This window comes from Streptomyces formicae, from assembly GCF_002556545.1.
GTDB lineage: Bacteria > Actinomycetota > Actinomycetes > Streptomycetales > Streptomycetaceae > Streptomyces > Streptomyces formicae_A.
The window spans coordinates 4,634,151-4,654,208 of sequence record NZ_CP022685.1 but is presented as its reverse complement, the minus strand read 5'-3'; the positions used below and the strand labels follow the sequence as shown (position 1 = coordinate 4,654,208).

25 protein-coding genes and 1 tRNA gene are annotated in these 20,058 nt (G+C 71.5%); 8 read left to right on the top strand and 18 right to left on the bottom strand.

The features are described from left to right. Nucleotides 1-5: 5 nt before the first annotated feature. Nucleotides 6-509 carry a MarR family winged helix-turn-helix transcriptional regulator gene (locus KY5_RS19935; protein ID WP_098243524.1) on the bottom strand — a complete coding sequence of 168 codons (504 nt, stop codon included), beginning with the start codon at nt 507-509 and terminating at the stop codon, nt 6-8. Nucleotides 510-688: 179 nt separating this feature from the next. On the opposite strand from KY5_RS19935, the gene KY5_RS19930 reads away from it, so the two are divergent. Further along, complete coding sequence (locus KY5_RS19930; protein WP_098243523.1) at nt 689-889, top strand: hypothetical protein; 201 nt, start codon at nt 689-691, stop codon at nt 887-889. Between the two features lie 87 nt (nt 890-976). On the opposite strand, the gene KY5_RS19925 is transcribed toward KY5_RS19930, so the two are convergent. From KY5_RS19925 to KY5_RS42220, 9 genes are all read right to left on the bottom strand, one after another. Then, on the bottom strand, nt 977-1,765 hold the full coding sequence (locus tag KY5_RS19925; protein WP_098243522.1) for a hypothetical protein: 789 nt from the start codon (nt 1,763-1,765) through the stop codon (nt 977-979). 121 nt (nt 1,766-1,886) lie between these two features. Further along, entirely contained in the window at nt 1,887-2,750 is an 864-nt protein-coding gene (locus KY5_RS19920; protein ID WP_098243521.1) for an RNA polymerase sigma factor SigF, read from the bottom strand. A 244-nt stretch (nt 2,751-2,994) separates the two neighbouring features. Further along, nucleotides 2,995-3,849, bottom strand: coding sequence for an RNA polymerase sigma factor SigF (locus KY5_RS19915; protein ID WP_098243520.1), 855 nt, complete (start codon nt 3,847-3,849; stop codon nt 2,995-2,997). Between the two features lie 189 nt (nt 3,850-4,038). Then, nucleotides 4,039-4,332 (bottom strand): Dabb family protein, encoded by a 294-nt coding sequence (locus KY5_RS19910; RefSeq protein WP_098243519.1) that lies wholly within the window; start codon nt 4,330-4,332, stop codon nt 4,039-4,041. 55 nt (nt 4,333-4,387) lie between these two features. Continuing rightward, on the bottom strand, nt 4,388-4,567 hold the full coding sequence (locus tag KY5_RS19905; RefSeq protein WP_055553710.1) for a hypothetical protein: 180 nt from the start codon (nt 4,565-4,567) through the stop codon (nt 4,388-4,390). A gap of 429 nt (nt 4,568-4,996) precedes the next feature. Then, a tRNA-Ser gene (locus KY5_RS19900) sits at nt 4,997-5,081 on the bottom strand. 31 nt (nt 5,082-5,112) lie between these two features. After that, the gene (gene tadA / locus KY5_RS19895; protein ID WP_098243518.1) at nt 5,113-5,580 is read right to left on the bottom strand and encodes a tRNA adenosine(34) deaminase TadA; all 468 of its coding nucleotides are present in this window, start codon (nt 5,578-5,580) and stop codon (nt 5,113-5,115) included. Between the two features lie 78 nt (nt 5,581-5,658). Further along, complete coding sequence (locus KY5_RS19890; protein WP_098243517.1) at nt 5,659-6,216, bottom strand: hypothetical protein; 558 nt, start codon at nt 6,214-6,216, stop codon at nt 5,659-5,661. 216 nt (nt 6,217-6,432) lie between these two features. After that, nucleotides 6,433-6,603: a hypothetical protein gene (locus tag KY5_RS42220; RefSeq protein ID WP_169801280.1), complete on the bottom strand. Its 171-nt coding sequence runs from the start codon at nt 6,601-6,603 to the stop codon at nt 6,433-6,435. Between the two features lie 100 nt (nt 6,604-6,703). Here KY5_RS42220 and upp point away from each other — a divergent pair, with 100 nt between their 5' ends. Further along, a complete protein-coding gene (upp, locus tag KY5_RS19885; RefSeq protein WP_098243516.1) occupies nt 6,704-7,339 on the top strand; it encodes a uracil phosphoribosyltransferase in 636 nt (211 codons plus the stop codon). 41 nt (nt 7,340-7,380) lie between these two features. On the opposite strand, the gene KY5_RS19880 is transcribed toward upp, so the two are convergent. Then, complete coding sequence (locus KY5_RS19880; RefSeq protein WP_159072560.1) at nt 7,381-8,049, bottom strand: LytR C-terminal domain-containing protein; 669 nt, start codon at nt 8,047-8,049, stop codon at nt 7,381-7,383. A 120-nt stretch (nt 8,050-8,169) separates the two neighbouring features. Next, nucleotides 8,170-8,466 (bottom strand): type II toxin-antitoxin system VapB family antitoxin, encoded by a 297-nt coding sequence (locus KY5_RS19875; protein ID WP_003955420.1) that lies wholly within the window; start codon nt 8,464-8,466, stop codon nt 8,170-8,172. Between the two features lie 138 nt (nt 8,467-8,604). Here KY5_RS19875 and KY5_RS19870 point away from each other — a divergent pair, with 138 nt between their 5' ends. Beyond that, a complete protein-coding gene (locus KY5_RS19870; protein ID WP_098247369.1) occupies nt 8,605-10,317 on the top strand; it encodes a helicase HerA-like domain-containing protein in 1,713 nt (570 codons plus the stop codon). A 49-nt stretch (nt 10,318-10,366) separates the two neighbouring features. Here KY5_RS19870 and KY5_RS42215 read toward each other — a convergent pair whose 3' ends face one another. Next, nucleotides 10,367-10,522: a hypothetical protein gene (locus tag KY5_RS42215; RefSeq protein ID WP_199843156.1), complete on the bottom strand. Its 156-nt coding sequence runs from the start codon at nt 10,520-10,522 to the stop codon at nt 10,367-10,369. Nucleotides 10,523-10,612: 90 nt separating this feature from the next. Continuing rightward, on the bottom strand, nt 10,613-10,963 hold the full coding sequence (locus tag KY5_RS19865; protein WP_098243514.1) for a hypothetical protein: 351 nt from the start codon (nt 10,961-10,963) through the stop codon (nt 10,613-10,615). Nucleotides 10,964-11,610: 647 nt separating this feature from the next. Between KY5_RS19865 and KY5_RS19860 the strand changes: the two genes are divergently transcribed. The 3 genes from KY5_RS19860 to KY5_RS19850 all read left to right on the top strand — a co-directional run bounded on the left by KY5_RS19860 (nt 11,611) and on the right by KY5_RS19850 (nt 15,267). After that, nucleotides 11,611-12,234, top strand: a complete 624-nt coding sequence (locus tag KY5_RS19860; RefSeq protein WP_098243513.1) for an HhH-GPD-type base excision DNA repair protein — start codon at nt 11,611-11,613, stop codon at nt 12,232-12,234. Between the two features lie 153 nt (nt 12,235-12,387). Beyond that, a complete protein-coding gene (locus KY5_RS19855) occupies nt 12,388-13,989 on the top strand; it encodes an ABC-F family ATP-binding cassette domain-containing protein (RefSeq protein ID WP_098243512.1) in 1,602 nt (533 codons plus the stop codon). A gap of 57 nt (nt 13,990-14,046) precedes the next feature. Then, nucleotides 14,047-15,267 (top strand): PucR family transcriptional regulator, encoded by a 1,221-nt coding sequence (locus tag KY5_RS19850; RefSeq protein ID WP_098243511.1) that lies wholly within the window; start codon nt 14,047-14,049, stop codon nt 15,265-15,267. Between the two features lie 4 nt (nt 15,268-15,271). Here KY5_RS19850 and KY5_RS19845 read toward each other — a convergent pair whose 3' ends face one another. Together KY5_RS19845 and KY5_RS19840 are read right to left on the bottom strand one after the other, a co-directional pair. After that, the gene (locus tag KY5_RS19845) at nt 15,272-16,405 is read right to left on the bottom strand and encodes a flotillin family protein (protein WP_098243510.1); all 1,134 of its coding nucleotides are present in this window, start codon (nt 16,403-16,405) and stop codon (nt 15,272-15,274) included. Nucleotides 16,406-16,415: 10 nt separating this feature from the next. Further along, on the bottom strand, nt 16,416-16,670 hold the full coding sequence (locus KY5_RS19840; protein ID WP_098243509.1) for a hypothetical protein: 255 nt from the start codon (nt 16,668-16,670) through the stop codon (nt 16,416-16,418). 100 nt (nt 16,671-16,770) lie between these two features. Between KY5_RS19840 and KY5_RS19835 the strand changes: the two genes are divergently transcribed. Beyond that, the gene (locus KY5_RS19835; protein WP_098243508.1) at nt 16,771-17,397 is read left to right on the top strand and encodes a GNAT family N-acetyltransferase; all 627 of its coding nucleotides are present in this window, start codon (nt 16,771-16,773) and stop codon (nt 17,395-17,397) included. Here the strand turns inward: KY5_RS19835 and KY5_RS19830 are convergent. Further along, entirely contained in the window at nt 17,304-18,239 is a 936-nt protein-coding gene (locus tag KY5_RS19830; protein ID WP_098243507.1) for a LysR family transcriptional regulator, read from the bottom strand. The two genes, KY5_RS19835 and KY5_RS19830, sit on opposite strands and share 94 nt — an antisense overlap. Before the next feature lie 138 nt (nt 18,240-18,377). Between KY5_RS19830 and KY5_RS19825 the strand changes: the two genes are divergently transcribed. Beyond that, nucleotides 18,378-19,370 (top strand): DMT family transporter, encoded by a 993-nt coding sequence (locus KY5_RS19825; protein ID WP_098247368.1) that lies wholly within the window; start codon nt 18,378-18,380, stop codon nt 19,368-19,370. On the opposite strand, the gene KY5_RS19820 is transcribed toward KY5_RS19825, so the two are convergent. Continuing rightward, entirely contained in the window at nt 19,259-19,975 is a 717-nt protein-coding gene (locus KY5_RS19820) for a sensor domain-containing protein (RefSeq protein WP_098243506.1), read from the bottom strand. The genes KY5_RS19825 and KY5_RS19820 overlap by 112 nt on opposite strands. Nucleotides 19,976-20,058: the final 83 nt, after the last annotated feature.

The window sequence follows — 20,058 nt, the reverse complement described above, 5'->3', positions numbered from 1 at the left end:
CGTTCTTACGCGGGTGTACGGGTGGTCTCTGGGGTGGTCTGTGTGTCGTGGGGGGAATGGGGCAGCCGGGCCGAAGCCGCGCGGCAGTCCCCGAAGCTGTCGCGCAGGCGCGCGAGCAGCGTGCTGAGCTGAACCACTTCGTCGTCGGTCCAGTCGTGCAAGTAGTGGGTGAGCGTCCGGATGGAGAGCTCGGAGAGCTCGTCCACCTTGGCCTTGCCGCCGGGTGTGAGGCGCAGGATCCGGGAGCGCTTGTCCGCGGGGTCGGGATCGCGGTGGATCCACTCCCTCTCCGCGACGTGGGCGACGTGCCTGCTGGTCACCGACATGTCGACGGCGAGCAGCTCCGCGAGCCTGCTCATCCGCATCTCGCCGTGCCGGTCGAGCAGGATGAGTACGGCGGCGGATCCGGCGGGGCAGTCGTGCGGCAGGCCCCTTCCGAGTCCGCGCTTCACGGCACCGATGGCGCTGAGCTGTCGGGCCAGCTCCTCATACTGACGCTGCGCGGCCACGGCACCTCCTGTGGATTTGTTTGTTGCTTAGGGCAACGATAGGAGCAGTTGGTTGCTGCAGGCAAACTAAAACGGGACCAAGGTCCTAAAGAGTCGGCAAAGGTCTGGAGCCCTGCTCGTAAAGTCGCTGGCCAGAGGGGGTTGGGCCCGGAGCGGTGGATTCGCTAGGGTCCTGCTCCATGGCACACAACCCCCAGGGTCCCCAGGGCAACCCCGACCCCGCCGGCAGCACGCAGATGTTCCGCGCCTTCGTGGACGAGGCTCCGCAGGGTCGACAGCAGGCCGCCGCAGCCCCTTCCGGGCCGCGCGTGGGCCTCATCGTCGGCGTCGTTCTCGCGATCGTCGTCGTGGCAGGCGTGGCTTGGCTCGCGCTTAGTTAAGGGCTTCGCTGCGCGGCCGGTGCGGGTATTTCGTGGCTGGGCGCGCAGTTCCCCGCGCCCCTGCGGGGCGCCCCCTGCGGAGCCGCCTTACTTCCAGTCCACCGAGACGTCCCGCGTCTCGACGTGCATACCGAGCGGAACGCGCCACGCGTCGACGCAGACCGGCCAGGTTTTCTCCTTCTTCTGGCCCGGTCCGATCGGCGCGGGAAGCTCCACGGTCGACTCGATCGTGGCCCAGTCGACGCCGAGCGCGCCGATGATGTGCGTGCCGAAGGTGACCGTGCCCGAACGCACCGGTGAGCCACCGGTGTTGTGGAAGGCGACGGTCACCTTCTCGCACCAGCGCTTGTCGGCGGGCTTGCGCTCCGGGTCGCCGACGGCGAGCTTCGCGGGTCCGCTGGGTGTCGTGGGCCTGTCCGTCCCCGGCCGCGACGGGGTGCCGGAAGGCTCCTTGGTACGACCGGAGTCGCCGGACCCTCCCGGGGAGCGGCCCGACGAGGGCGCGCCGCCGGTCGGGCCGGCCGGGCCCGCCGGGTCCGCCGCGTCCGAACCGCCCTTGCCGCCGGGCGACTTCCCCTCCGTGTCGCCCGCGCCGCTCGCGCTCCCCGCACCGCCCGCTCCGGCGCCGGACGGCGTTCCCGAGCCGCCGCCCCGCTTGCCGTCGCCCTTCGCGCCGTCGCCGCCCGCGTCGAGCGGCACCAGCTTCACGTCGCCGGAAGGGCCCACCGTCTTCCCCGGCGCCCGCTCGGGGGACGCCCCGGCCGGTCCTGTCGCCACATAGCCGTCTCCGCTGTCGCCGCCGCAGGCGGAGAGCAGGCCGCCGAGGCAGAGCACGGCGGCACCGGCACCGAGCACGTTTCGCACAGCACGTCGCATCGCGCCAGTGTGGCTGACGGTCCGTCAATTAGGAACCCCGTCAGCAACACCGGTCACGTACACGGCTGTTGGCGCTCTCAGGGCGACACCAGGCGGCCCTCAGGCCGACCTCAGTCCGCCCTCAGTCCGCGATCAGCCCGTCCCGCAGCTGCGACAGCGTCCGCGTGAGCAGGCGCGAGACGTGCATCTGCGAGATGCCGACCTCCTCGCCGATCTGCGACTGCGTCATGTTGGCGAAGAAGCGCAGCATGATGATGCGGCGCTCGCGCGGCGGCAGCTTGGCGAGCAGCGGCTTGAGGGACTCGCGGTACTCCACGCCCTCCAGGGCCGAGTCCTCGTACCCCAGGCGGTCCGCGAGGGAGCCCTCGCCGCCGTCGTCCTCGGGGGCCGGAGAGTCGAGCGAGGAGGCGGTGTAGGCGTTGCCCACCGCGAGCCCGTCGACGACGTCCTCCTCCGAGACGCCGAGCGCGGCGGCGAGTTCGGGGACGGTCGGCGAGCGGTCGAGCCGCTGGGCGAGCTCGTCGCTGGTCTTCGTCAGCGCGAGGCGCAGCTCCTGGAGGCGGCGCGGGACGCGCACCGACCAACTGGTGTCCCGGAAGAAGCGCTTGATCTCACCGACCACCGTCGGCATCGCGAACGTCGGGAATTCCACGCCCCGTTCGCAGTCGAAACGGTCGATCGCCTTGATCAGGCCGATCGTGCCGACCTGGACGATGTCCTCCATCGGTTCGTTGCGACTGCGGAAGCGGGCCGCCGCGTACCGCACGAGCGGGAGGTTGAGCTCGATGAGCGTGTCGCGCACATAGACGCGCTCGGGGCTGTCCTGGTCGAGCGCGGCGAGCCGCAGGAACAGGGAGCGGGACAGGGTCCTGGTGTCGATGGCTTCCGGGGCCGTTGAGCTGTGAAGCGCGTCGGGCGCGGATTCACTCGGGCTCTTGGTGAGCGTGAGTGTGAGCACCTTCGAGCTGCCCTGGTCTGCGGACATGCCACCCCCTTGAGGTCGCGGACGGTCGCGGCGGGCGCTCCCGTCGGAGGAACGCAGCCTCCACCTGAATACCGGAGGTGGGGCTACGGCAAACGCGGTTCCAGCAGAATGTCACATGTCGGCAACACGCTGTAGTTACTTGTCGACAAACAAGGGTGACATCCGTGCAGGAAAGAGGGGGTCTGGGGCTTTTAACGAAGGAGTGCCGTCGGGAACAGTCCCGACGGCACACCACTCGATACGGTTACGCCTCGATCCGATTTGCGGACCGGAGCCGCGCGAAGCTCCTGGCGAGCAGTCTCGACACGTGCATCTGGGAAACGCCCAGTTCGGCACTGATCTGGGACTGCGTCAGATTGCTGTAGTAGCGCAGGAGCAGGATCCGCTGCTCGCGCTCGGGCAGTTGGACGAGGAGATGGCGTACGAGGTCGCGGTGTTCGACGCCGTCGAGCGCCGGGTCCTCGTAGCCGAGCCGGTCGAGCAGCCCCGGCAGCCCGTCGCCCTCCTGGGCGGCCTCCAGGGACGTCGCGTGGTACGAGCGTCCCGCCTCGATGCAGGCGAGCACCTCGTCCTCGGTGATGCGCAGGCGTTCGGCGATCTCCGCGGTGGTCGGCGAGCGCCCGAAGGCGGTGGTGAGGTCCTCGGTCGCCCCTGTCACCTGCACCCACAGTTCGTGCAGGCGGCGCGGCACGTGGACGGTGCGGACGTTGTCGCGGAAGTACCGCTTGATCTCGCCGACGACGGTCGGCATCGCGAAGGTCGGGAACTGCACGCCCCGGTCCGGGTCGAACCGGTCGATGGCGTTGATGAGCCCGATGGTCCCGACCTGGACGACGTCCTCCATCGGCTCGTTGCGGCTCCTGAAGCGCGCGGCGGCGTACCGCACGAGCGGGAGGTTGGCCTCGATGAGCGCGCCGCGCACGCGGCCGTGCTCGTGGCTGCCCGGTTCCAGCTCCTTGAGCTGCCCGAAGAGGACCTGCGTCAGGGCCCGGGTGTCGGCGCCGCGGGTGCTCCCGGTGCTCGGCGGCGTCGGTGGCGTCGGTGGCGCCTTCACGGGTGGAGCTTCGGGCGCAGTACTGGCCGGCACGGTCAACGCCACCCCTTCTCAAACAAGCACGGTCAAGCTCGGTCGACCCTGATCAACTCATCCGTCAAAAGCGGTCATAGCATCACAAGACATGTGCACTGTGTGCAAGCACCCGATAACTACGTGTTGAGGGAGGAGTTGGGGACCTGAACGCAGAAAAGCCCCTCACCGTTCCGGTGAGGGGCCGACGTGTCGGAGGGGTCAGAACTCGTAGTCCGCGATCACCCACGTGGCGAACTCGCGCCACAGTGCGACGCCCGCCTGATGGGCCGGGTGCTCGATGTACCGCTTCAGCGCATCGGTGTCCTCGACCGCCGAGTTGATGGCGAAGTCGTACGCGATGGGCCGGTCGGTGATGTTCCAGTCGCACTCCCAGAACGTGAGCTCCGGGATCTGCTCGCCGAGCGCGCGGAAGGCCTCGACGCCCTCGACCACGCGCGGCTCGTCGCGCGTGACGCCGTCGTTGAGCTTGAAGAGGACCAGATGGCGGATCACAGGCACTCCTTGGAGAGGACGGGGGCTTTACGGTGTCGGCGGCCCCGGCGACCGCTCAGTCCTTGCCTCCGTTGGCGACCCAGGTCATGAAGTCACCGATGCTCTGAGCGGCGCTCGAAACGCCTTCGAAGCCTATCTGCACGTAGTCCGCGGCCTTGGCGGGGTCGGTGATGATCACATAGAGCACGAAGACGACCACGACGAAGAGGCCGAGCTTCTTCCACTGCACTGCCACGATCTGGCCTCCCCTTACCCGCGCCCCGTGTGACCCCTGTGACGGCGGTGAGTCTAACCCGGAGCACCCTCACGGGGCTTTTAGGGACCAACGGCCCGGCAGCAGAGGCCCTTTGCCCGGCCGTTCCCGGTGGCGCGCGGCGCAGGATGGGTGGTGAGCCCAGCGGATCTGGCAGGAATCCGCGGGCGAAGGGACTGCCCCTACTGCGGGGTCCGCGCCGTCTGCTTTCCCCCCTGACGGCGGCGCTGACTTGAGGGACAGTCCTCGTCGGGGGAAGCGGCTTGTCCCCCCGATGCCGCTTCCCCCGTCCAAACGGGAGAGAGCCCCGGTGCCTTGTGCGGGCGCCGGGGCTCTTCGCGTGCGCGCGTAGCGGGAGAACGGAGAACGACGAAGGGCCCGTCCGCATGGACGGGCCCTTCGTATCAAGAGCGGTAGCGGTGGGATTTGAACCCACGGTGAGTTTCCCCACACTCGCTTTCGAGGCGAGCTCCTTCGGCCGCTCGGACACGCTACCGAGAGGAACTCTAGCCCAAGGTGGGCCGTGGTCAGAAATCCGATCCGCCGAGGGGCTCCGGAGAGCCCCGGTGCCCCTCCCGGAAGAAGCGCTTCAGCAGCTCCGACGCCTCGTCCTCGAGGACGCCCTGGACGACTTCGGGGCGGTGGTTGAGCCTTCTGTCGCGTACGAGGTCCCAGAGCGAGCCCGCCGCGCCCGCCTTGTCGTCCCTGGCCCCGTAGACGACCCGGTCGACACGGGACTGCACGATCGCGCCCGCGCACATCGTGCAGGGCTCCAGGGTCACCACGAGCGTGCAGCCGGTGAGGCGCCACTCCCCGAGCTCGGCGGCGGCCCTGCGCAGCGCGAGCACCTCCGCGTGCGCGGTCGGATCGCCGGTCGCCTCGCGTTCGTTGTGCCCGACCGCGAGCGTCGTGCCGTCAGGGGACAGCACGACGGCACCGACCGGGACGTCACCGCCCCGGACGGCGAGTCCGGCCTCGGCCAGGGCGCGCCGCATGGGCGCGCGCCACCGGTCGCGTACGGGATCGGTCGTCTCCGGTCGCTCTTCCACACCGGGAACCTACGGCAAGCGCGCCTATCGGACGGTCTCCAGCACCTCCGCGGCCCCGAGGATCTCGGCGATCTCGTTGAGCGCGTCACCGCTCTCCAGACCGATGAGGTCCTTCCGCGGCACACCGAGGTCCGCGAGGATCTCCGTGTCGCCGAGCGGACCCGGGGGCACCGCGTCACCGGTGCCGGCGTCCGCGTCGGGATCGTCGGCGGGGTCGGCGTCCGCCGGTTCCCCGTCCTCCGTGCCGTCGAGGTCGAGGGCGTCCAGGTCGTCGGCCGGGTCGTCGGCCCCCGGGTCCCGGCCGAGCATCTCGTCGGTGAGCAGGATCTCCCCGTACGAGCTGCGGGCGGCCGCGGCGGCGTCCGAGACGTAGATGCGAGGGTCCTCCTCGCCGTCCACGCGGACGACGCCGAACCACGCGTCTTCCTGTTCGATGAAGACGAGCACCGTGTCGTCGTCGTAGTCAGCCGTGGCTTCTCGGGCCAGGTCGGCCAGATCCGCCAGGGTCTCCACATCGTCGAGCTCCGTGTCGCTCGCTTCCCACCCGTCTTCGGTGCGCGCGAGCAGTGCGGCGAAGTACACCGTGACTCTCCCACTGGTCATAGGCAGTGCCGGTTGGCGGTTTTGGGGTCCCCCCGGCGAGGTCGGGGAGCGGGGAGTTGCTGTGCCAAGCCCCGCCCATTCGGAATCGTGGCAGAAACAGCGCCGTCAGGAGAGGTCTTCCGCCCGCTGTGTCCGCGTCGCGTTCCTCCCGAGGTCCCGCGGATCCTTCGCGGGACCTGTCGCGCACGGGTCCCGCTACCAGCGGAACGTGCGCATACGCATCGCCCGACGCGCGCGTGCCGCCCGGGCGCGCCGCGGCTTCACGCGCTCGCGCAGCTCGATGGCCTCGGTGCGTTCGCGCAGGAACTGGGCACGACGCCTGCGGCGCTCCGCGTCGGTCTCGTCTTCCGGCTTGCGCTCCGCCATGGGCCACACCACCTCAGTCCGTACGTCCCCACCTTCCCCCCGTCGGCCCGGTTGATGCCAGCGCGGGGCGAGGGGGCCAGTCCCGGTTACTGTTGACGTCATGCGGATCCACGTCGTCGACCACCCGCTGGTGGCGCACAAACTCACCACGCTGCGCGACAAGCGCACCGACTCCCCGACCTTCCGGCGCCTCGCCGACGAGCTGGTCACCCTGCTCGCGTACGAGGCCACCAGGGACGTGCGCACCGAGCAGGTCGACATCGAGACCCCCGTGACGGGGACGACCGGCGTGAAGCTGTCGTACCCCCGCCCGCTGGTCGTGCCGATCCTGCGCGCCGGACTCGGCATGCTCGACGGCATGGTGCGGCTGCTCCCGACCGCCGAGGTCGGCTTCCTCGGCATGATCCGCAACGAGGAGACCCTGGAGGCCTCCACGTACGCGACGCGCATGCCCGAGGACCTCTCCGGGCGCCAGGTGTACGTCCTGGACCCGATGCTCGCCACGGGCGGCACGCTCGTCGCGGCGATCCAGGAGCTCATCAAGCGCGGCGCCGACGACGTCACCGCCGTGGTGCTGCTCGCCGCCCCCGAGGGCGTCGAGGTCATGGAGCGCGAGCTCGCGGGCACGCCGGTGACGGTCGTGACGGCCTCGGTCGACGAGCGGCTCAACGAGCAGGGCTACATCGTGCCCGGGCTCGGTGACGCGGGTGACCGCATGTACGGCACCGCGGAGTAGTACCCGTACCCGTATCAGTACCCGTAACCGTTCCTACGGGTTCAGCAGTTCTTGTCGCCTGACTTCGCGGGCGTCGACCGGGGCTTGGCGAGTTCCGCCAGGGCCTTGTCGGCGTCCGCTTTCTTGGTCAAGTCCTTGAACTTCGTACCGAGGATCAGATCGACCTCGCCGCCCTTGCGCCCGTCGGTCTTCGGCTCGGCGCCCGCGAGCTGCGTGCCGAGGACGGGGAACGCGGTGTCGGCGGCCGACTTGGCGCCGAGCAGTATCCCGGTGCCCTTCACCTTCTTGTCGAACGCCTTCGTGGCGTTGCCGACCTCGCCGATCGCGAAACCGCGCTTCTTCAGCTCGTCCGCGGTGTCCTTGGCAAGGCCGCCGCGGGGCGTCGCGTTGAAGACGTTGACCTTGATCTGGCCCGGCTCTGGCAGTGGCTTCGGCTTCGCCGCGTCGGACGACCCGGCGGGGGCGGCCTGCTTGCGGTCGCGGTCGCGGTCGCAGTCCTTGGCCGCGGGCGCCGCGGCCGACGCCTTGTCGCCGCCCGTGAAGACGTCGATGAGCTGCAGCGTGCCCCAGCCGATCAGGCCCACGGCCACGGCGGACGCGATGACCGCGAGCACGATCCTGCGGCGCCCGCTGGGTCGGCGCATGCGTGGATATTTGTCCCCCGTGATGCGGTACTTGCCGCCCATGCCGGGGGGAGTGAGCATGCTCATGGGCGCAGCGTAGTGCCGGGCGACGGTGATGCCTATTAAATGATCACGGCCCGTCGTTCAGTCCAACCCAAAAGGGCCAATGCGGACTTGAGGCCGGGCTCGCGCGCGGGAGCGGGGGCGTCAGCCCAGTTCGAGTACGCGCGCGTGCAGCACCTGGCGCTGCTGGAGCGCGGCGCGGACGGCGCGGTGCAGCCCGTCCTCCAGGTAGAGGTCGCCCTGCCACTTCACGACGTGCGCGAAGAGGTCGCCGTAGAAGGTGGAGTCCTCGGCGAGGAGGGTCTCCAGATCCAGCTGGCCCTTGGTGGTGACGAGCTGATCGAGGCGGACCGGGCGCGGCGCGACGTCCGCCCACTGCCGGGTGCTTTCCCGGCCGTGGTCGGGGTACGGCCGGCCGTTTCCGATGCGCTTGAAGATCACACGGAAAGCCTACCGGGCAAGGCTCTCCGGGCGCAGCCATGGCGACGGAGTGCGACTCTGGGAAATGACGCCGTAAAGCGGGGCAAAACGGGAACACTCAAGCCGGGAACAGGGGCCGAAGTGAGCGACAGCCAGCCGATGCCGTCCACGTCCGACGAAGGAAACCGCCCGAACGAGTCAGGGGCGGCTGCGGAGGTGACGCGCGGAGGCGAGGGTTCCGTGGCGGAGGGCTCTCCTGGGAGCGGGAGCGAGAGTGGAACCGGGAGCGAGGGCGGGAGTGGGGGCGGGAGTGCCGCTCTGCCCCCGGAAGCCGTGAAGATCGCCGCCGGGTACGCCTTCACGGGCCCCGCCCTCGATCTGGGCGCGCTGCTCTGGGACGGACAGTGCCTCGCCGACGCGCAGATCCGCATCCCGCTGCCCATGCTCAACCGGCACGGTCTCGTCGCAGGGGCCACCGGCACCGGCAAGACCAAGACCCTGCAACTCATCGCCGAGCAACTGGCCGCGCAGGGCGTTCCCGTCTTCCTCGCCGACATCAAGGGCGACGTCTCCGGCATCTCCGCCCCCGGAGAGGAGGGCGCCAAGGTCGCCGAGCGCGCCGCCGACGTGGGGCAGCAGTGGGCGGCCACCGGGTTCCCGAGCGAGTTCTACGCCCTCGGGGGCATCGGCACCGGGATCCCCGTGCGCGCCACGATCACCAGCTTCGGACCCGTACTCCTGTCGAAGGTCCTCCAGCTCAACCAGACCCAGGAGCAGTCGCTCGGGCTGATCTTCCACTACGCCGACCAGAAGGGCCTCGAACTGGTCGACCTGAAGGACCTGCGGGCGGTCGTCACCTTCCTGACGTCCGACGAGGGCAAGCCGGAGCTCAAGGGCATCGGCGGGCTCTCGACGGTGACGGCCGGGGTGATCCTGCGGGCGCTCACCACCTTCGAGGCGCAGGGCATGGCCGACTTCTTCGGAGAGCCCGAGTTCGACACGAGCGAGTTCCTGCGGACGGCGCCGGACGGGCGCGGTCTCGTATCGGTCCTCGAACTGCCCTCCGTACAGGACAAGCCCCAGCTCTTCTCCACCTTCCTGATGTGGCTCCTCGCCGACCTCTACAACGACCTGCCCGAGGTCGGCGACGTCGACAAGCCGAAGCTCGTCTTCTTCTTCGACGAGGCGCACCTGCTGTTCAACGGGGCGTCGAAGGCGTTCCTGGAGTCCATCACGCAGACCGTGCGGCTCATCCGGTCCAAGGGCGTCGGCGTCTTCTTCGTGACCCAGACGCCGAAGGACGTGCCCGCCGACGTGCTCGCCCAACTGGGCAACCGCGTGCAGCACGCGCTGCGCGCCTTCACGCCCGAGGACCAGAAGGCGCTCAAGGCCACGGTGCGGACCTTTCCCGATTCCCCGTACGACCTGGAGGAGATCCTCACCGGGATCGGCACCGGCGAGGCCGTGATCACCGTGCTGAGCGAGAAGGGCGCGCCGACGCCGGTCGCCGCGACGCGGCTGCGGGCGCCCGAGTCCCTGATGGGCCCCGTGGAGGCCGGCGCGCTCGAACAGGCCGTGCGGTCCTCACTGCTCTACTCCCGCTACGCGGACGCGGTCGACCGCGAATCGGCCTACGAGAAGCTGACCGCCCAGGAGGCAGAGACGACGGCCCGCAAGCAGGCGGAGGCGGACGCGGCGGCGGCGGAGAAGGAAGCGCGGGCGGCGGCCAGGGCGAAGCCTCAGGGGGACGGGTCCGTGGTGGACCAGGTGGTGGGGAGCGGGATGTTCAAGTCGCTGCTGCGGTCCATGGGGACGCAGATCGGGCGGGAGATCTCCCGGTCGGTGTTCGGGACGGCTCGGCGCAGACGCTGAGTCTGGCGGGGCGCCTCGGGCGGCGTCTGCGCCGGGTCGGTCTTCTGTGTCAGTCCTCCTCGGGGTCGAGGTGGCGCGGGCGCTCCTCCGGTGCGCTGTGGTGCGGGTTCTGGAGGCTCTCGGTCTTCTCCGGGGGATCGCTCTTGGCGCGGGTCGCTTCGGCGCGCAGGAGCGCTTGAAGGGCCGCGTACGGGTCCATGGGCATGGGGTGTCCTCTGATCTGCGCTTGCTGTGCTTGCTGCGCTTGTCGTGCTTGCTGTGGCTGACGGGGAGGGCGTGTTGGCCCTCTCTCCTGTCAGCAGCGCAGGACCACCGAGCGGGGGGTCGGGACGTGGGGGCGCAGACGCCGGGGCGGCGGGGGCGTGGCGTGGGTGCGTGCTTCCGCCTGTACGAGGACGGGGGTGTAGCGGAGGCGCGGGGCCGGGGCGGGGGAGGGGAGGCGCAGGGCGGTGACGGTGGCGTCCTGCTGCGTCTCGGGGGCTGTTTCGGCGGAGAGGGTGGTGGGTGGGGTGGGAGTGCTCGGTGCGGAGGGGGTGGTGAGGGTGAGGAGGGCAAGGAGGGCGAGCAGGAGGATGAGCAGGGCGTGGAGCCGCGGGGCGCGGTGGGCGGGGGCGGGGGCGAGGGCGGACGGGGCCGTGCTGCTCATGGGGGCCATGTCCCCCGCCCGGACCGCACCTGGACCGTGTGAGACGCAGATCCGCCCTCATGGGCTACGGGGTGGGTGTCGCCTTGGGTTCGTCTGTGGGGCGGGGCCGCGGGGGTATGTGCGTACTCGCCGTCCCAGATGACCGCTACCGGACTTGCTTCCCTGCCTCGTCCACTGATGTGCTCCGTGCGCACATACCCCCACGTCCCCTCGGGCCGTCTAGGCGACTGCGGCCCGTTTTAGGGGCGCGGGGAACTGCGCGAACCCCCGTGTGCCGTCGCGCTGGACGGGGGGATGATGCCGCCACCTCCCCCACCCACCCACGCGCGGTGGGGTCGCTTTTAGGGGCGCGGGGAACTGCGCGAACCCCCGTGTGCCGCCGCGCCGGACGTGGGGAAGATGCCGCCACCGCCCCCACCCACCCACGCGCGGTGGCCCCTTCAGGGGCGCGGGGAACTGCGCAAAACCCCGTGTGCCACCGCACTGGACGTGGGGATGATGCCCCCACCTCCCCCACCCACCCGGCAGGGAACCGCGCGAAACCCCGGGGGACACCAAGCCGGACGGGGCGCTGCGGCGGAGGGGAGAGGTGCCTGCGCCGCGTCGCTGGACTGGTGGTGACCGTAGGTGCGAGGGATCATCGGGGGATGGAGCGGACTCTTCGACTGGCGCAGCAGCCCGACGCCGACGAACTGCTGGGGCGCAGCCCACTCGCCGCCCTGGTGGGCATGCTGCTGGACCAGCAGGTCCCCATGGAGTGGGCGTTCGCGGGCCCGTACACGATCGCCACGCGCCTGAACGCCGATGACCTCGACGCCCACGACATCGCCGCGTACGACCCGGACGAGTTCGCCGCGCTGCTCTCCGCCAAGCCCGCGGTCCACCGCTACCCCGGCTCGATGGCCAAACGCATCCAGCAGCTCTGCCAGTACCTGGTGGACCACTACGACGGCGACCCCGCCGCCGTCTGGGAGGGCGTCCCCACCGGCGACGAGCTGCTGAAGCGCCTCAACGACCTGCCCGGCTTCGGCAAGCAGAAGGCGCAGATCTTCCTGGCCCTGCTCGGCAAGCAGCTCGGCGTAAGGCCCAAGGGCTGGCGCGAGGCCGCGGGGGACTACGGCCCGGCCAAGTCGTACCGCTCGGTCGCGGACATCACGGGCCCCGAGTCCTTGCAGAAGGTCCGCGCGCACAAGCAGGAGATGAAGGCCGCAGCGAAGGCAGAGAAGGCAGAGAAGGCAGAGAAGGCAGAGAAGGCAGCGAAGAGCACCTGAGCAGGGGCTTCTCGGCAGCGGCAGGAAAATGACGTGCGGCGTCGGAGACCTGCGCGCTAGCCTCGTACGCATGTCTACGCCCCGCATCTCCTAGCCAGGACACACGCCTCCACGTCACCCGTGTGTCCATTCGCTATTGCGGAGCGTTACCCCATGATCACCGTACGAGGCATCGACGTGCGCGTCGGAGCCCGACTGCTGCTGTCCGACGTCAGTTTCCACGTCGCCCCCGGCGACCGCATCGGCCTGGTCGGCCGGAACGGCGCGGGCAAGACCACCCTCATGAAGGTCCTCGCGGAGCAGCTCGCGCCCGCCGCCGGTGCCGTCACCCGCACCGGCACCCTCGGCCACCTCGCCCAGGACCCCGGCGCCGCCGACCCCGCCGCCACCGTCACCGACCGCATCCTGTCGGCCCGCGGCCTGGACGCGGCGGTCGCCGCGCTGCGCGCCGCCGAGGCCCGCATGGCAGAGGCGGCGGGCCCGGCCGCCCAGGAGCGGGCCATGGCCGCCTACACCCGCGCCGACGACCTGTTCCAGGCGCGCGGCGGGTACGCCGCGGAGGCCGAGGCCGCCCGGGTCGCCGCGGGGCTCGGGCTGCCCGAGCGGTCCCTGCGGCGGCCCGTCGGCGATCTCTCCGGCGGCCAGCGGCGCCGCGTCGAGCTCGCCAGGATCCTGTTCTCGCAGCACGACACGCTGCTCCTCGACGAGCCGACCAACCACCTCGACGCCGACTCGGTGGCGTGGCTGCGCGGTTATCTCGCCGGGTGGCAGGGCGGGCTCGTGCTCATCAGCCACGACACGGAGCTCCTCGCCGACACCGTCAACCGCGTCTTCCACCTCGATCCCCGGCGTGCCGTCATCGACGTGCACAACACCGGCTGGCACACCTACCTCGCGCAGCGCGCCGCGGACGAGCGCCGCCGCACCCGCGAGCGGGCCAACGCCGAGCGCAAGGCCGCTTCGCTGCGCGCCCAGGCCGCCAAGATGCGCTCCCACGTCGCGACCGCGACCGCCGCGAAGAACATGGACCGGCGCGCCGAGCGGATGCTCGCGGGGACGGAGCCGGTGCGGCGCGGCGAGAAGGTCGCGCGGATCCGGCTGCCCGAGCCCGCCCCGTGCGGCCGGACGCCGCTCGGCGCGGTCAGCCTCACCAAGTCGTACGGCGCCCATCGCGTGCTCACCGGTGTCGACCTCGCCGTCGACCGGGGCAGTCGGCTCGTCGTCCTCGGCCTCAACGGGGCGGGCAAGACGACGCTGCTGCGGATCCTCGCCGGGCGCGAGCGGCCCGACGAGGGGCGGGTGGTGGCCGGGACCGGACTGCGGCTCGGGTACTTCGCCCAGGAGCACGACACCCTGGACGGCGCGAAGAGCGTCCGCGAGAACCTCGCGGGGGCGGCCCCGCACTTGACCGACGGTGAGGTGCGGCGGGTGCTCGGCGCGTTCCTGTTCGGCGGGGACGACGCGGACAAGCCCGCGGCCGTGCTCTCCGGAGGCGAGAAGACGCGGCTCGCGCTGGCCGGGCTCGTCCACTCGGGCGCGAACGTCCTGCTGCTCGACGAGCCCACGAACAACCTCGATCCGGCGTCCCGGGGCGAGGTGCTCGCTGCCGTGGGGACGTATCCCGGGGCCATCGTGATGGTCACGCACGACGAGGGCGCGATCGACGCGTTGCGGCCCGATCGGGTGCTTGTCCTGCCGGACGGGGTCGAGGACTTGTGGAGTCCGGACTACCTGGGTCTCGTGGGGCTCGCGTGAGGTCCGGCGCCGTTGGCGCGGAGTCCGCTCGCGCGGCCCCCGCTAACGTGGCTGAGCATGGTGATCAGTTCTCCTGCGTACGCGGGTGACGACCCGCCCGTGCCGGGGGCGGGCGCGCGGGCCGTCGCCGCGCGGTGCGAGACGCGCGTGAACGTGCTGGCCCGGCGCATGACGCGGGACGCCTTCGCCCGGCTGCCCGGCTACGACGAACTGCCTTCGGACGTGAAGGACGTCGAGATCGCCGCCACCGCACGGCACGGGCTCCGGCTCTTCCTCGACCGGGTCGCCGCGCCGGGCGAGGCGCCCGGTGACTACGAGTACTTCCGGGAGCGTGCCGCCCAGCGCGCGGACGAGGGGATGCCGCTGCGGCTGCTGCTCAGCACGCATCTGCTGGGGACCCAGGTGCTGTGGCGCGCGCTGCGGGACGTCACCCGGCGCGGCGAGGAGGCCGCGCTCGCCGAGCTGGGCGACTTCCTGTTCACCGCGCAGGAGCGCATCGTCGCCGCCGTCACCGAGACCTATCTCGACGAGCGGGCCGCCATCCTCGCTGAACGGCGCGAGGAGCGCCGGTCGTTGGCCCGCGCCCTGTTGGAGGGCGCTCCGGCGGGCGCCGAGGGGGACGCCTTCGGCGAGGGCTGCGTCGTGCTCTTCCTGTCCTTCCCGTCGGGCGGCGCGCGGTCCGTCGCCCTGCGGCGGCTCGTACGGCGCGTGCAGGCGGTCCTCGACCGGGCCTTCGGCGGTGGGGTGTTGACCCTTCTGGACGGGGCGGGTGGGCATGCCGTCGTGCCCGGGGGCCTCGATGTCACCGGCGTACCTGATGAGTTGGGGGTGCTGCTGCGTGAGGCGTGCGGGGGCGCGGTGCGGGTCGGCGCCGTGGGCGCGGAGGGCGTGGACGGGATTCCCGCCGCCGCTCGTACCGCCGAGGAAGTCGTCCGGGTCGCCCGCGCCTGTGGGCGGCCCGCCGGTCTGCACCGGCTCGACGACGTCCTGCTCGAATACCACCTGTCGCGGCCGAGTGCGGGCAGCGAGCGCATCGCCGCGCTGCTCGAACCCGTCCTGGACCGGCCCGAGTTGACCGAGACCCTGCGCGCCTACCTGGAGCTCGGGCAGGACCGCAGGGCCACCGGGCGTCGGCTCAGTCTGCATCCGAACACCGTCGACAACCGGCTCGCCCGGGTCGCCGCGCTGACCGGGCTCGACCTCACCTCGTCGTACGGCACCGCGCTCGCCCTCGCCGCGCTGCTCCTGCGGGAGGTCGGGGGCGAGCCCGGGGCGTGAGGCCCTACTCGATCTCGATGCCCCGCTGCTTGCCGACCGTGGGGCGCTGTTCCTGCTGGGTGGGGCTCAGGTTGGCCCTGACCGAGTCGAGGATCGTCAGGCCCTGGCCGACCAGGCCCGCCGCGATCTCGCCCAGGCCGTCCGCTCCGTTGAGCACGTTCACATTGGCGCCGGACAGGCCCGTCGCGGCCTCCTTGACGATCTGCGGGAGCTGGTCGATCAGCATCCGGTCGAGCGCCACGCGGTCGTACGAAGCCGCCGCCTCGGCCTGGATCTTCATCCGCTCCGCCTCGGCGAGGGCGAGGACGCGGATGCGTTCGGCGTCCGCCTCCGCGGGCTTCACGACCTCGGCCACCAGCTGCTGCTGGCGCAACTCGGCCGCGCGCTGGGCCAGTTCGGTCTTCGCGTCGAGAACCTCCTGCTGGGCGTGCGCCTCGGCGAGCGGGCCCGCCTGGGCCGCCTTGGCCTGGGCGCGGTCGACCTCCGCGTTGTACTCGGCCTGCACGATCGCCGTGCGGCGTGCGTACTCGGCCTGGTTCCGCGCGGCCTCCTGCTCCGCCTCGGCCGACGCCTGGGTGGCCTGCGCCTGGGCGATCTGCGCCTGGCGCTGGATGGCCGCCTTGTGCGGGGCGGACATGGCCTCGATGTAGCCGGTGTCGCCGTCGTCGATCGACTGGATCTGGAGCGAGTCCACGTGCAGGCCGATCTTCGCCATCTCGGACTTGGAGGTGTCGAGGACCTCCGTGGCGAGCTTCTGCCGTTCGGTGACGATCTCCTCGACGGTCATCGAGCCGATGATGGAGCGCAGGTGGCCCGCGAAGATCCGTCCGGTCAGGATCGACATCTGGTCCTGGTCGGAGAGGAAGCGCTGGCCCGCGTTGACGATGCTCTCCGTGTCGTTGCCGACCTTGAAGGCGATCACCGCGCGCACGGTCAGGGCGATGCCCTGGCGGGTCACACAGGTCTCCACGACCTCCGACTCGCACATGGCGAGCGTGAGGAAACGGGTCTTGCGGAACACGGGGAGCACGAACTTGCCGTGCCCTGTCACCACACGGAACGGTGCGCCCCCGAGTCCGCGCCTGCCACCCGAGATCAGCATCGCCTCGTCGGGAGCGGGAACGCGGTAACCGAACATCTTGTTCTCCTCAATGGGCGCCGCCGACCGCCGGGTCGGTCAACGCCTCCAACGGATCGGCCCACTTGATGACGTCGACCTGGCGGGAGCCGCGGGACTCGGTCACGAGCACGGTCGCCCCGCGCGGGAGGGGGTCCGCCGACCAGGCGAGGAACGTTTCCGTACCGCCGCGGACCCGTACGAGGACCTCGCCGGGTCCCGCGTCGCCGCGCGTGCCGAGAACCAGCTCGCCCGTACAGCCGATCACCGCTTCGTCCGGCCCCATCGGCGGCCGCCCCCTTGCCACTTCGGTCTCGTCGCTGACTTTATCCCCCGGCGGGCGGGATCCCCTCTCCTCGGTCGTGCCGTTGTGCTTCCATGCTCCGATGAGACGAGATCGTTCCGCAGGTTCGGCCGACGCCCACCCCGTTCTGCGCATACGGGAGCGGGACGAGACCCGCGACACGGACGCGTGCGTCGGCCTCCTCGCCGAGGTCCACGAGAGCGACGGATATCCGGTCAACTGGCCCGCCGCGCCCGGTGATTGGCTCGCCGGGGACGCGCCTCTCGGTGCCTGGGTCGCCGAGCTCGACGGCCGGGTCGTCGGGCACGTCAGGCTCTCCCCGGCCGAGGCGGACGACGTGGCGCCCGTGCTGTGGAGCGAGCGCGCGGGCGTGGACGTCGGGGCGACCGCGGTGGTCTCCCGCCTCTTCGTCGCCCCGGGCGCCCGCGGCCACGGCATCGGCGCGCTCCTGATGAACCGGGTCGAGCGGGAGGCGCGGGGGCGCGGACTGCACCCGGTCCTCGACGTCGTCTCGACCGACGCCTCGGCCGCCGCGCTCTACGAACGCCTGGGCTGGGAGCTCCTGGACGTCGTCGAGCGGGAGTGGGGACCGGGGCACCTGGTCGCGCTGCGCTGTTACGCGGCGCCTTCGCGGGACGGGTCGGGCAGGGCCGTGGCCCTCGACGTCACCTCCCGCAGCGCGGCCAGCAGCCCGCGCAGTGCCGGTTGAGCCGGGGACGCGTTGCGTACGGCCGCGTGGATCGACCTGACCGGCTCGGGTCCCGCGACCTTCCGTACGACCACGTCGGGGTGGTGACCGCCCGCCAGGGCCAGTTCGGGGAGCAGGGTGACACCGAGTCCGGCGGCGACGAAGCCCTGCGCCGTCGCGTAGTCGCCGCTCTCCACCACGAAGTCCGGGGTGAACCCGGCCGCCCCGCACGCGTCGAGCACCGCGTCCTGGCAGGGGCCCGGTGACTCGCTGCCGACCCACGACTCGCCCGCGAGGTCGGCGAGTTCGACGACCGGCTCGGCGGCGAGGCGGTGGCCCTTCGGCAGCACCGCGCGGTAGCGGTCGTCCAGCAGGTGCAGGAAGCGGACGCCCTCGGCGGCGAACCCGTCGCCGGGCCTGACCACCAGCGCCAGGTCGGCCCTGCGCGCCTTCACGTCGAGCACCGGATCGTCGAGGTCGAAGAGCTTCAAGTCGACCAGTACGCCCGGGTGTTCGCGCCGCAGCGCGGCGAGCGCGGGCGCCACGAGGGAGGCTCCCGCCGTGGCGAAGTACCGCATCGAGACCCGTCCCCGGTGCCCGGCCCGCAGCTCGGCGAGCGCCGTCTCGGCCTCGGCGACGTGCTTGCCGATGGCCGTCGCGCAGTCGCTGAGCAGTCGGCCCGCGTCCGTCGGGCGCACGCCGCGCCCGGTCCTCTCCAGGAGCGGGATGCCCGCCTCCTTCTCCAGGGCCGTCATCTGCTGGCTGACGGCCGATGGCGTGTAGCCGAGGTTCCTGGCGGCCGCGGTCACCGAGCCACTGGTGACCACCGCCCGCAGGATCTGCATGCGCCGCATATCAAGCATGCAGCACAGCTTAATCCTGAGTGCATATCTTTTCGCTTGTCTTACATCGGCTTCCGGGAGACGGTACGAGGACCCCACCCGGCCCGAGAGAAGCAGGAGGCGACCGTGCCCAGCGGTTCACGCGCCACCCTCGTCCGCATGGCCGTCCTCGCCCTGCTCTGGGGCTCCGGCTTCCTCTGGATCAAGCTCGCCCTGAGCGGCGGCATCGCGCCCCTGCACCTCACCATCGTGCGGTGCGCGCTCGGCTCCGCCGTCCTGCTCGTCCTCGCCCGCTCGGCCGGGCACCGCATCCCGAGGGACCGCAGGACGTGGGGGCACCTCGTGGTCGCCGCCTTCTTCTGCAACGCCCTGCCGTTCTTCCTCTTCGGCCTCGGCCAGCAGACCGTCGACTCGGGCGTGGCGGGCGTACTCAACGCCACGACACCGCTGTGGTCCGTGGCCATCGGCCTGCTGCTGCGCACCGAGCGCCGCCTCGGCCCGCTGCGCCTGACCGGCCTGGCGCTCGGCTTCGCGGGCACCCTGTTGATCTTCGCGCCCTGGCAGCAGTCGGGGCTCGCCAGTTGGGGCACGCTCGCCCTGCTCGCCGCCGCCGTCAGCTACGCCGTCGCCTTCGCCTACATGGCCCGCAACCTGATCGGCCGCGAGACCGCGCCGCTCGCGCTCTCCGCCGCCCAACTGCTCACCGCGACGGGCCTCACCACGCTCGCCCTGCCCGCCGCCCCCACGGGCACCTCGTCCCCCACCCTCACCGGAATCCTCGCGCTCGTCGTCCTCGGCACGCTCGGCACGGGCATCACCTTCCACCTCAACTCCCGCCTCATCGCGGACGAGGGCCCCACCGCGGCCGCCACCGTCGGCTACCTCCTGCCGGTCGTCTCGATCGTGCTCGGCGCGGTCGTGCTCGGCGAGGACGTCGGGGTGCGGGTCGTGGCGGGCATGGTGGTGGTGCTCGCGGGCGTCGGGCTGACCCGGGCGGGGGCGGGGACGGGGACGGGCATGCGCACGGCCCCTGGCGGGAGTCAGCCGAGCAGCGAGCGCACCGCCGCGCGGTCGACGCCGGTCAGGGCGCGGATCAGCTTCGGGGTGAGGAAAACGAGCACGGCGCCGACGAGGCCGACCGCGAGGACCTGAGCGGGAGAGGTGATGTAGTAGTGGTGCCGCTCGCCGCCGGACGTGAAGTCGTAGAGGCGGTAGCCGGGCCAGCCCACGTAGTGGTGGAAGACCCAGGAGTACGTCGGGAAGAGCGCGACCACCCAGCCGGTGACCAGGAACGTCACCGAGAGGGTGAAGCTCAGGACGCGCCAGGGGAACATGACCAGCTGGAAGAGCAGCGCCCGCCAGCCCGCGCCGTCGGCGAGGCGGGCCCGCACCCCGGCCCAACGCCCCTTGTCACGCGGCACGTCGAGCGGGGCGGGGCCCGCGACGTCGAGCCCGAGCCCCGTGCGGGCCCGACGTCGTTCGGCGGCGCCGAGCCCCCGCGCCGCGGCGAGCGCGGCGGCGAGGACCGGCAGCCCGAGCACGGTCACGAGCAGCCCCGCCCCCAGCGCGATCGCCGAGACGGCGAAGCCGAACCCGGCGATCGCGACGGGCAGCGAGACCAGCACATGACCGATCTCCCGGTAGGTCACGGCGGCGAACGGCGCCCGCCAGAAGCCGACGTGCTCGCGCCGGGAGGAACCGCGGTCCTGGAGGGGAGCGGCGGCTGACGCGGTGTACGGGAGGGTGCTGGTGCTCATGACGGGCCTCGAATCTTCACGGCGGGGAGGGGGACGAGCGGTGTCCACCAGGCGGCGGGCGCGCACCTGCTGACGTCCTCAAC

Coding starts and splice junctions, on each gene's coding strand:
- KY5_RS19930 (WP_098243523.1), top strand. CDS start 689: ATGGCACACAACCCCCAGGGTCCCCAGGGCAACCCCGACCCCGCCGGC.
- KY5_RS19925 (WP_098243522.1), bottom strand. CDS start 1,765: ATGCGACGTGCTGTGCGAAACGTGCTCGGTGCCGGTGCCGCCGTGCTC.
- KY5_RS19920 (WP_098243521.1), bottom strand. CDS start 2,750: ATGTCCGCAGACCAGGGCAGCTCGAAGGTGCTCACACTCACGCTCACC.
- tadA (WP_098243518.1), bottom strand. CDS start 5,580: ATGCGGCGCGCCCTGGCCGAGGCCGGACTCGCCGTCCGGGGCGGTGAC.
- KY5_RS42220 (WP_169801280.1), bottom strand. CDS start 6,603: ATGGCGGAGCGCAAGCCGGAAGACGAGACCGACGCGGAGCGCCGCAGG.
- upp (WP_098243516.1), top strand. CDS start 6,704: ATGCGGATCCACGTCGTCGACCACCCGCTGGTGGCGCACAAACTCACC.
- KY5_RS19880 (WP_159072560.1), bottom strand. CDS start 8,049: ATGAGCATGCTCACTCCCCCCGGCATGGGCGGCAAGTACCGCATCACG.
- KY5_RS19870 (WP_098247369.1), top strand. CDS start 8,605: ATGCCGTCCACGTCCGACGAAGGAAACCGCCCGAACGAGTCAGGGGCG.
- KY5_RS42215 (WP_199843156.1), bottom strand. CDS start 10,522: ATGCCCATGGACCCGTACGCGGCCCTTCAAGCGCTCCTGCGCGCCGAA.
- KY5_RS19865 (WP_098243514.1), bottom strand. CDS start 10,963: ATGAGCAGCACGGCCCCGTCCGCCCTCGCCCCCGCCCCCGCCCACCGC.
- KY5_RS19860 (WP_098243513.1), top strand. CDS start 11,611: ATGGAGCGGACTCTTCGACTGGCGCAGCAGCCCGACGCCGACGAACTG.
- KY5_RS19855 (WP_098243512.1), top strand. CDS start 12,388: ATGATCACCGTACGAGGCATCGACGTGCGCGTCGGAGCCCGACTGCTG.
- KY5_RS19850 (WP_098243511.1), top strand. CDS start 14,047: ATGGTGATCAGTTCTCCTGCGTACGCGGGTGACGACCCGCCCGTGCCG.
- KY5_RS19845 (WP_098243510.1), bottom strand. CDS start 16,405: ATGTTCGGTTACCGCGTTCCCGCTCCCGACGAGGCGATGCTGATCTCG.
- KY5_RS19840 (WP_098243509.1), bottom strand. CDS start 16,670: ATGGGGCCGGACGAAGCGGTGATCGGCTGTACGGGCGAGCTGGTTCTC.
- KY5_RS19835 (WP_098243508.1), top strand. CDS start 16,771: ATGAGACGAGATCGTTCCGCAGGTTCGGCCGACGCCCACCCCGTTCTG.
- KY5_RS19830 (WP_098243507.1), bottom strand. CDS start 18,239: ATGCTTGATATGCGGCGCATGCAGATCCTGCGGGCGGTGGTCACCAGT.
- KY5_RS19825 (WP_098247368.1), top strand. CDS start 18,378: ATGGCCGTCCTCGCCCTGCTCTGGGGCTCCGGCTTCCTCTGGATCAAG.
- KY5_RS19820 (WP_098243506.1), bottom strand. CDS start 19,975: ATGAGCACCAGCACCCTCCCGTACACCGCGTCAGCCGCCGCTCCCCTC.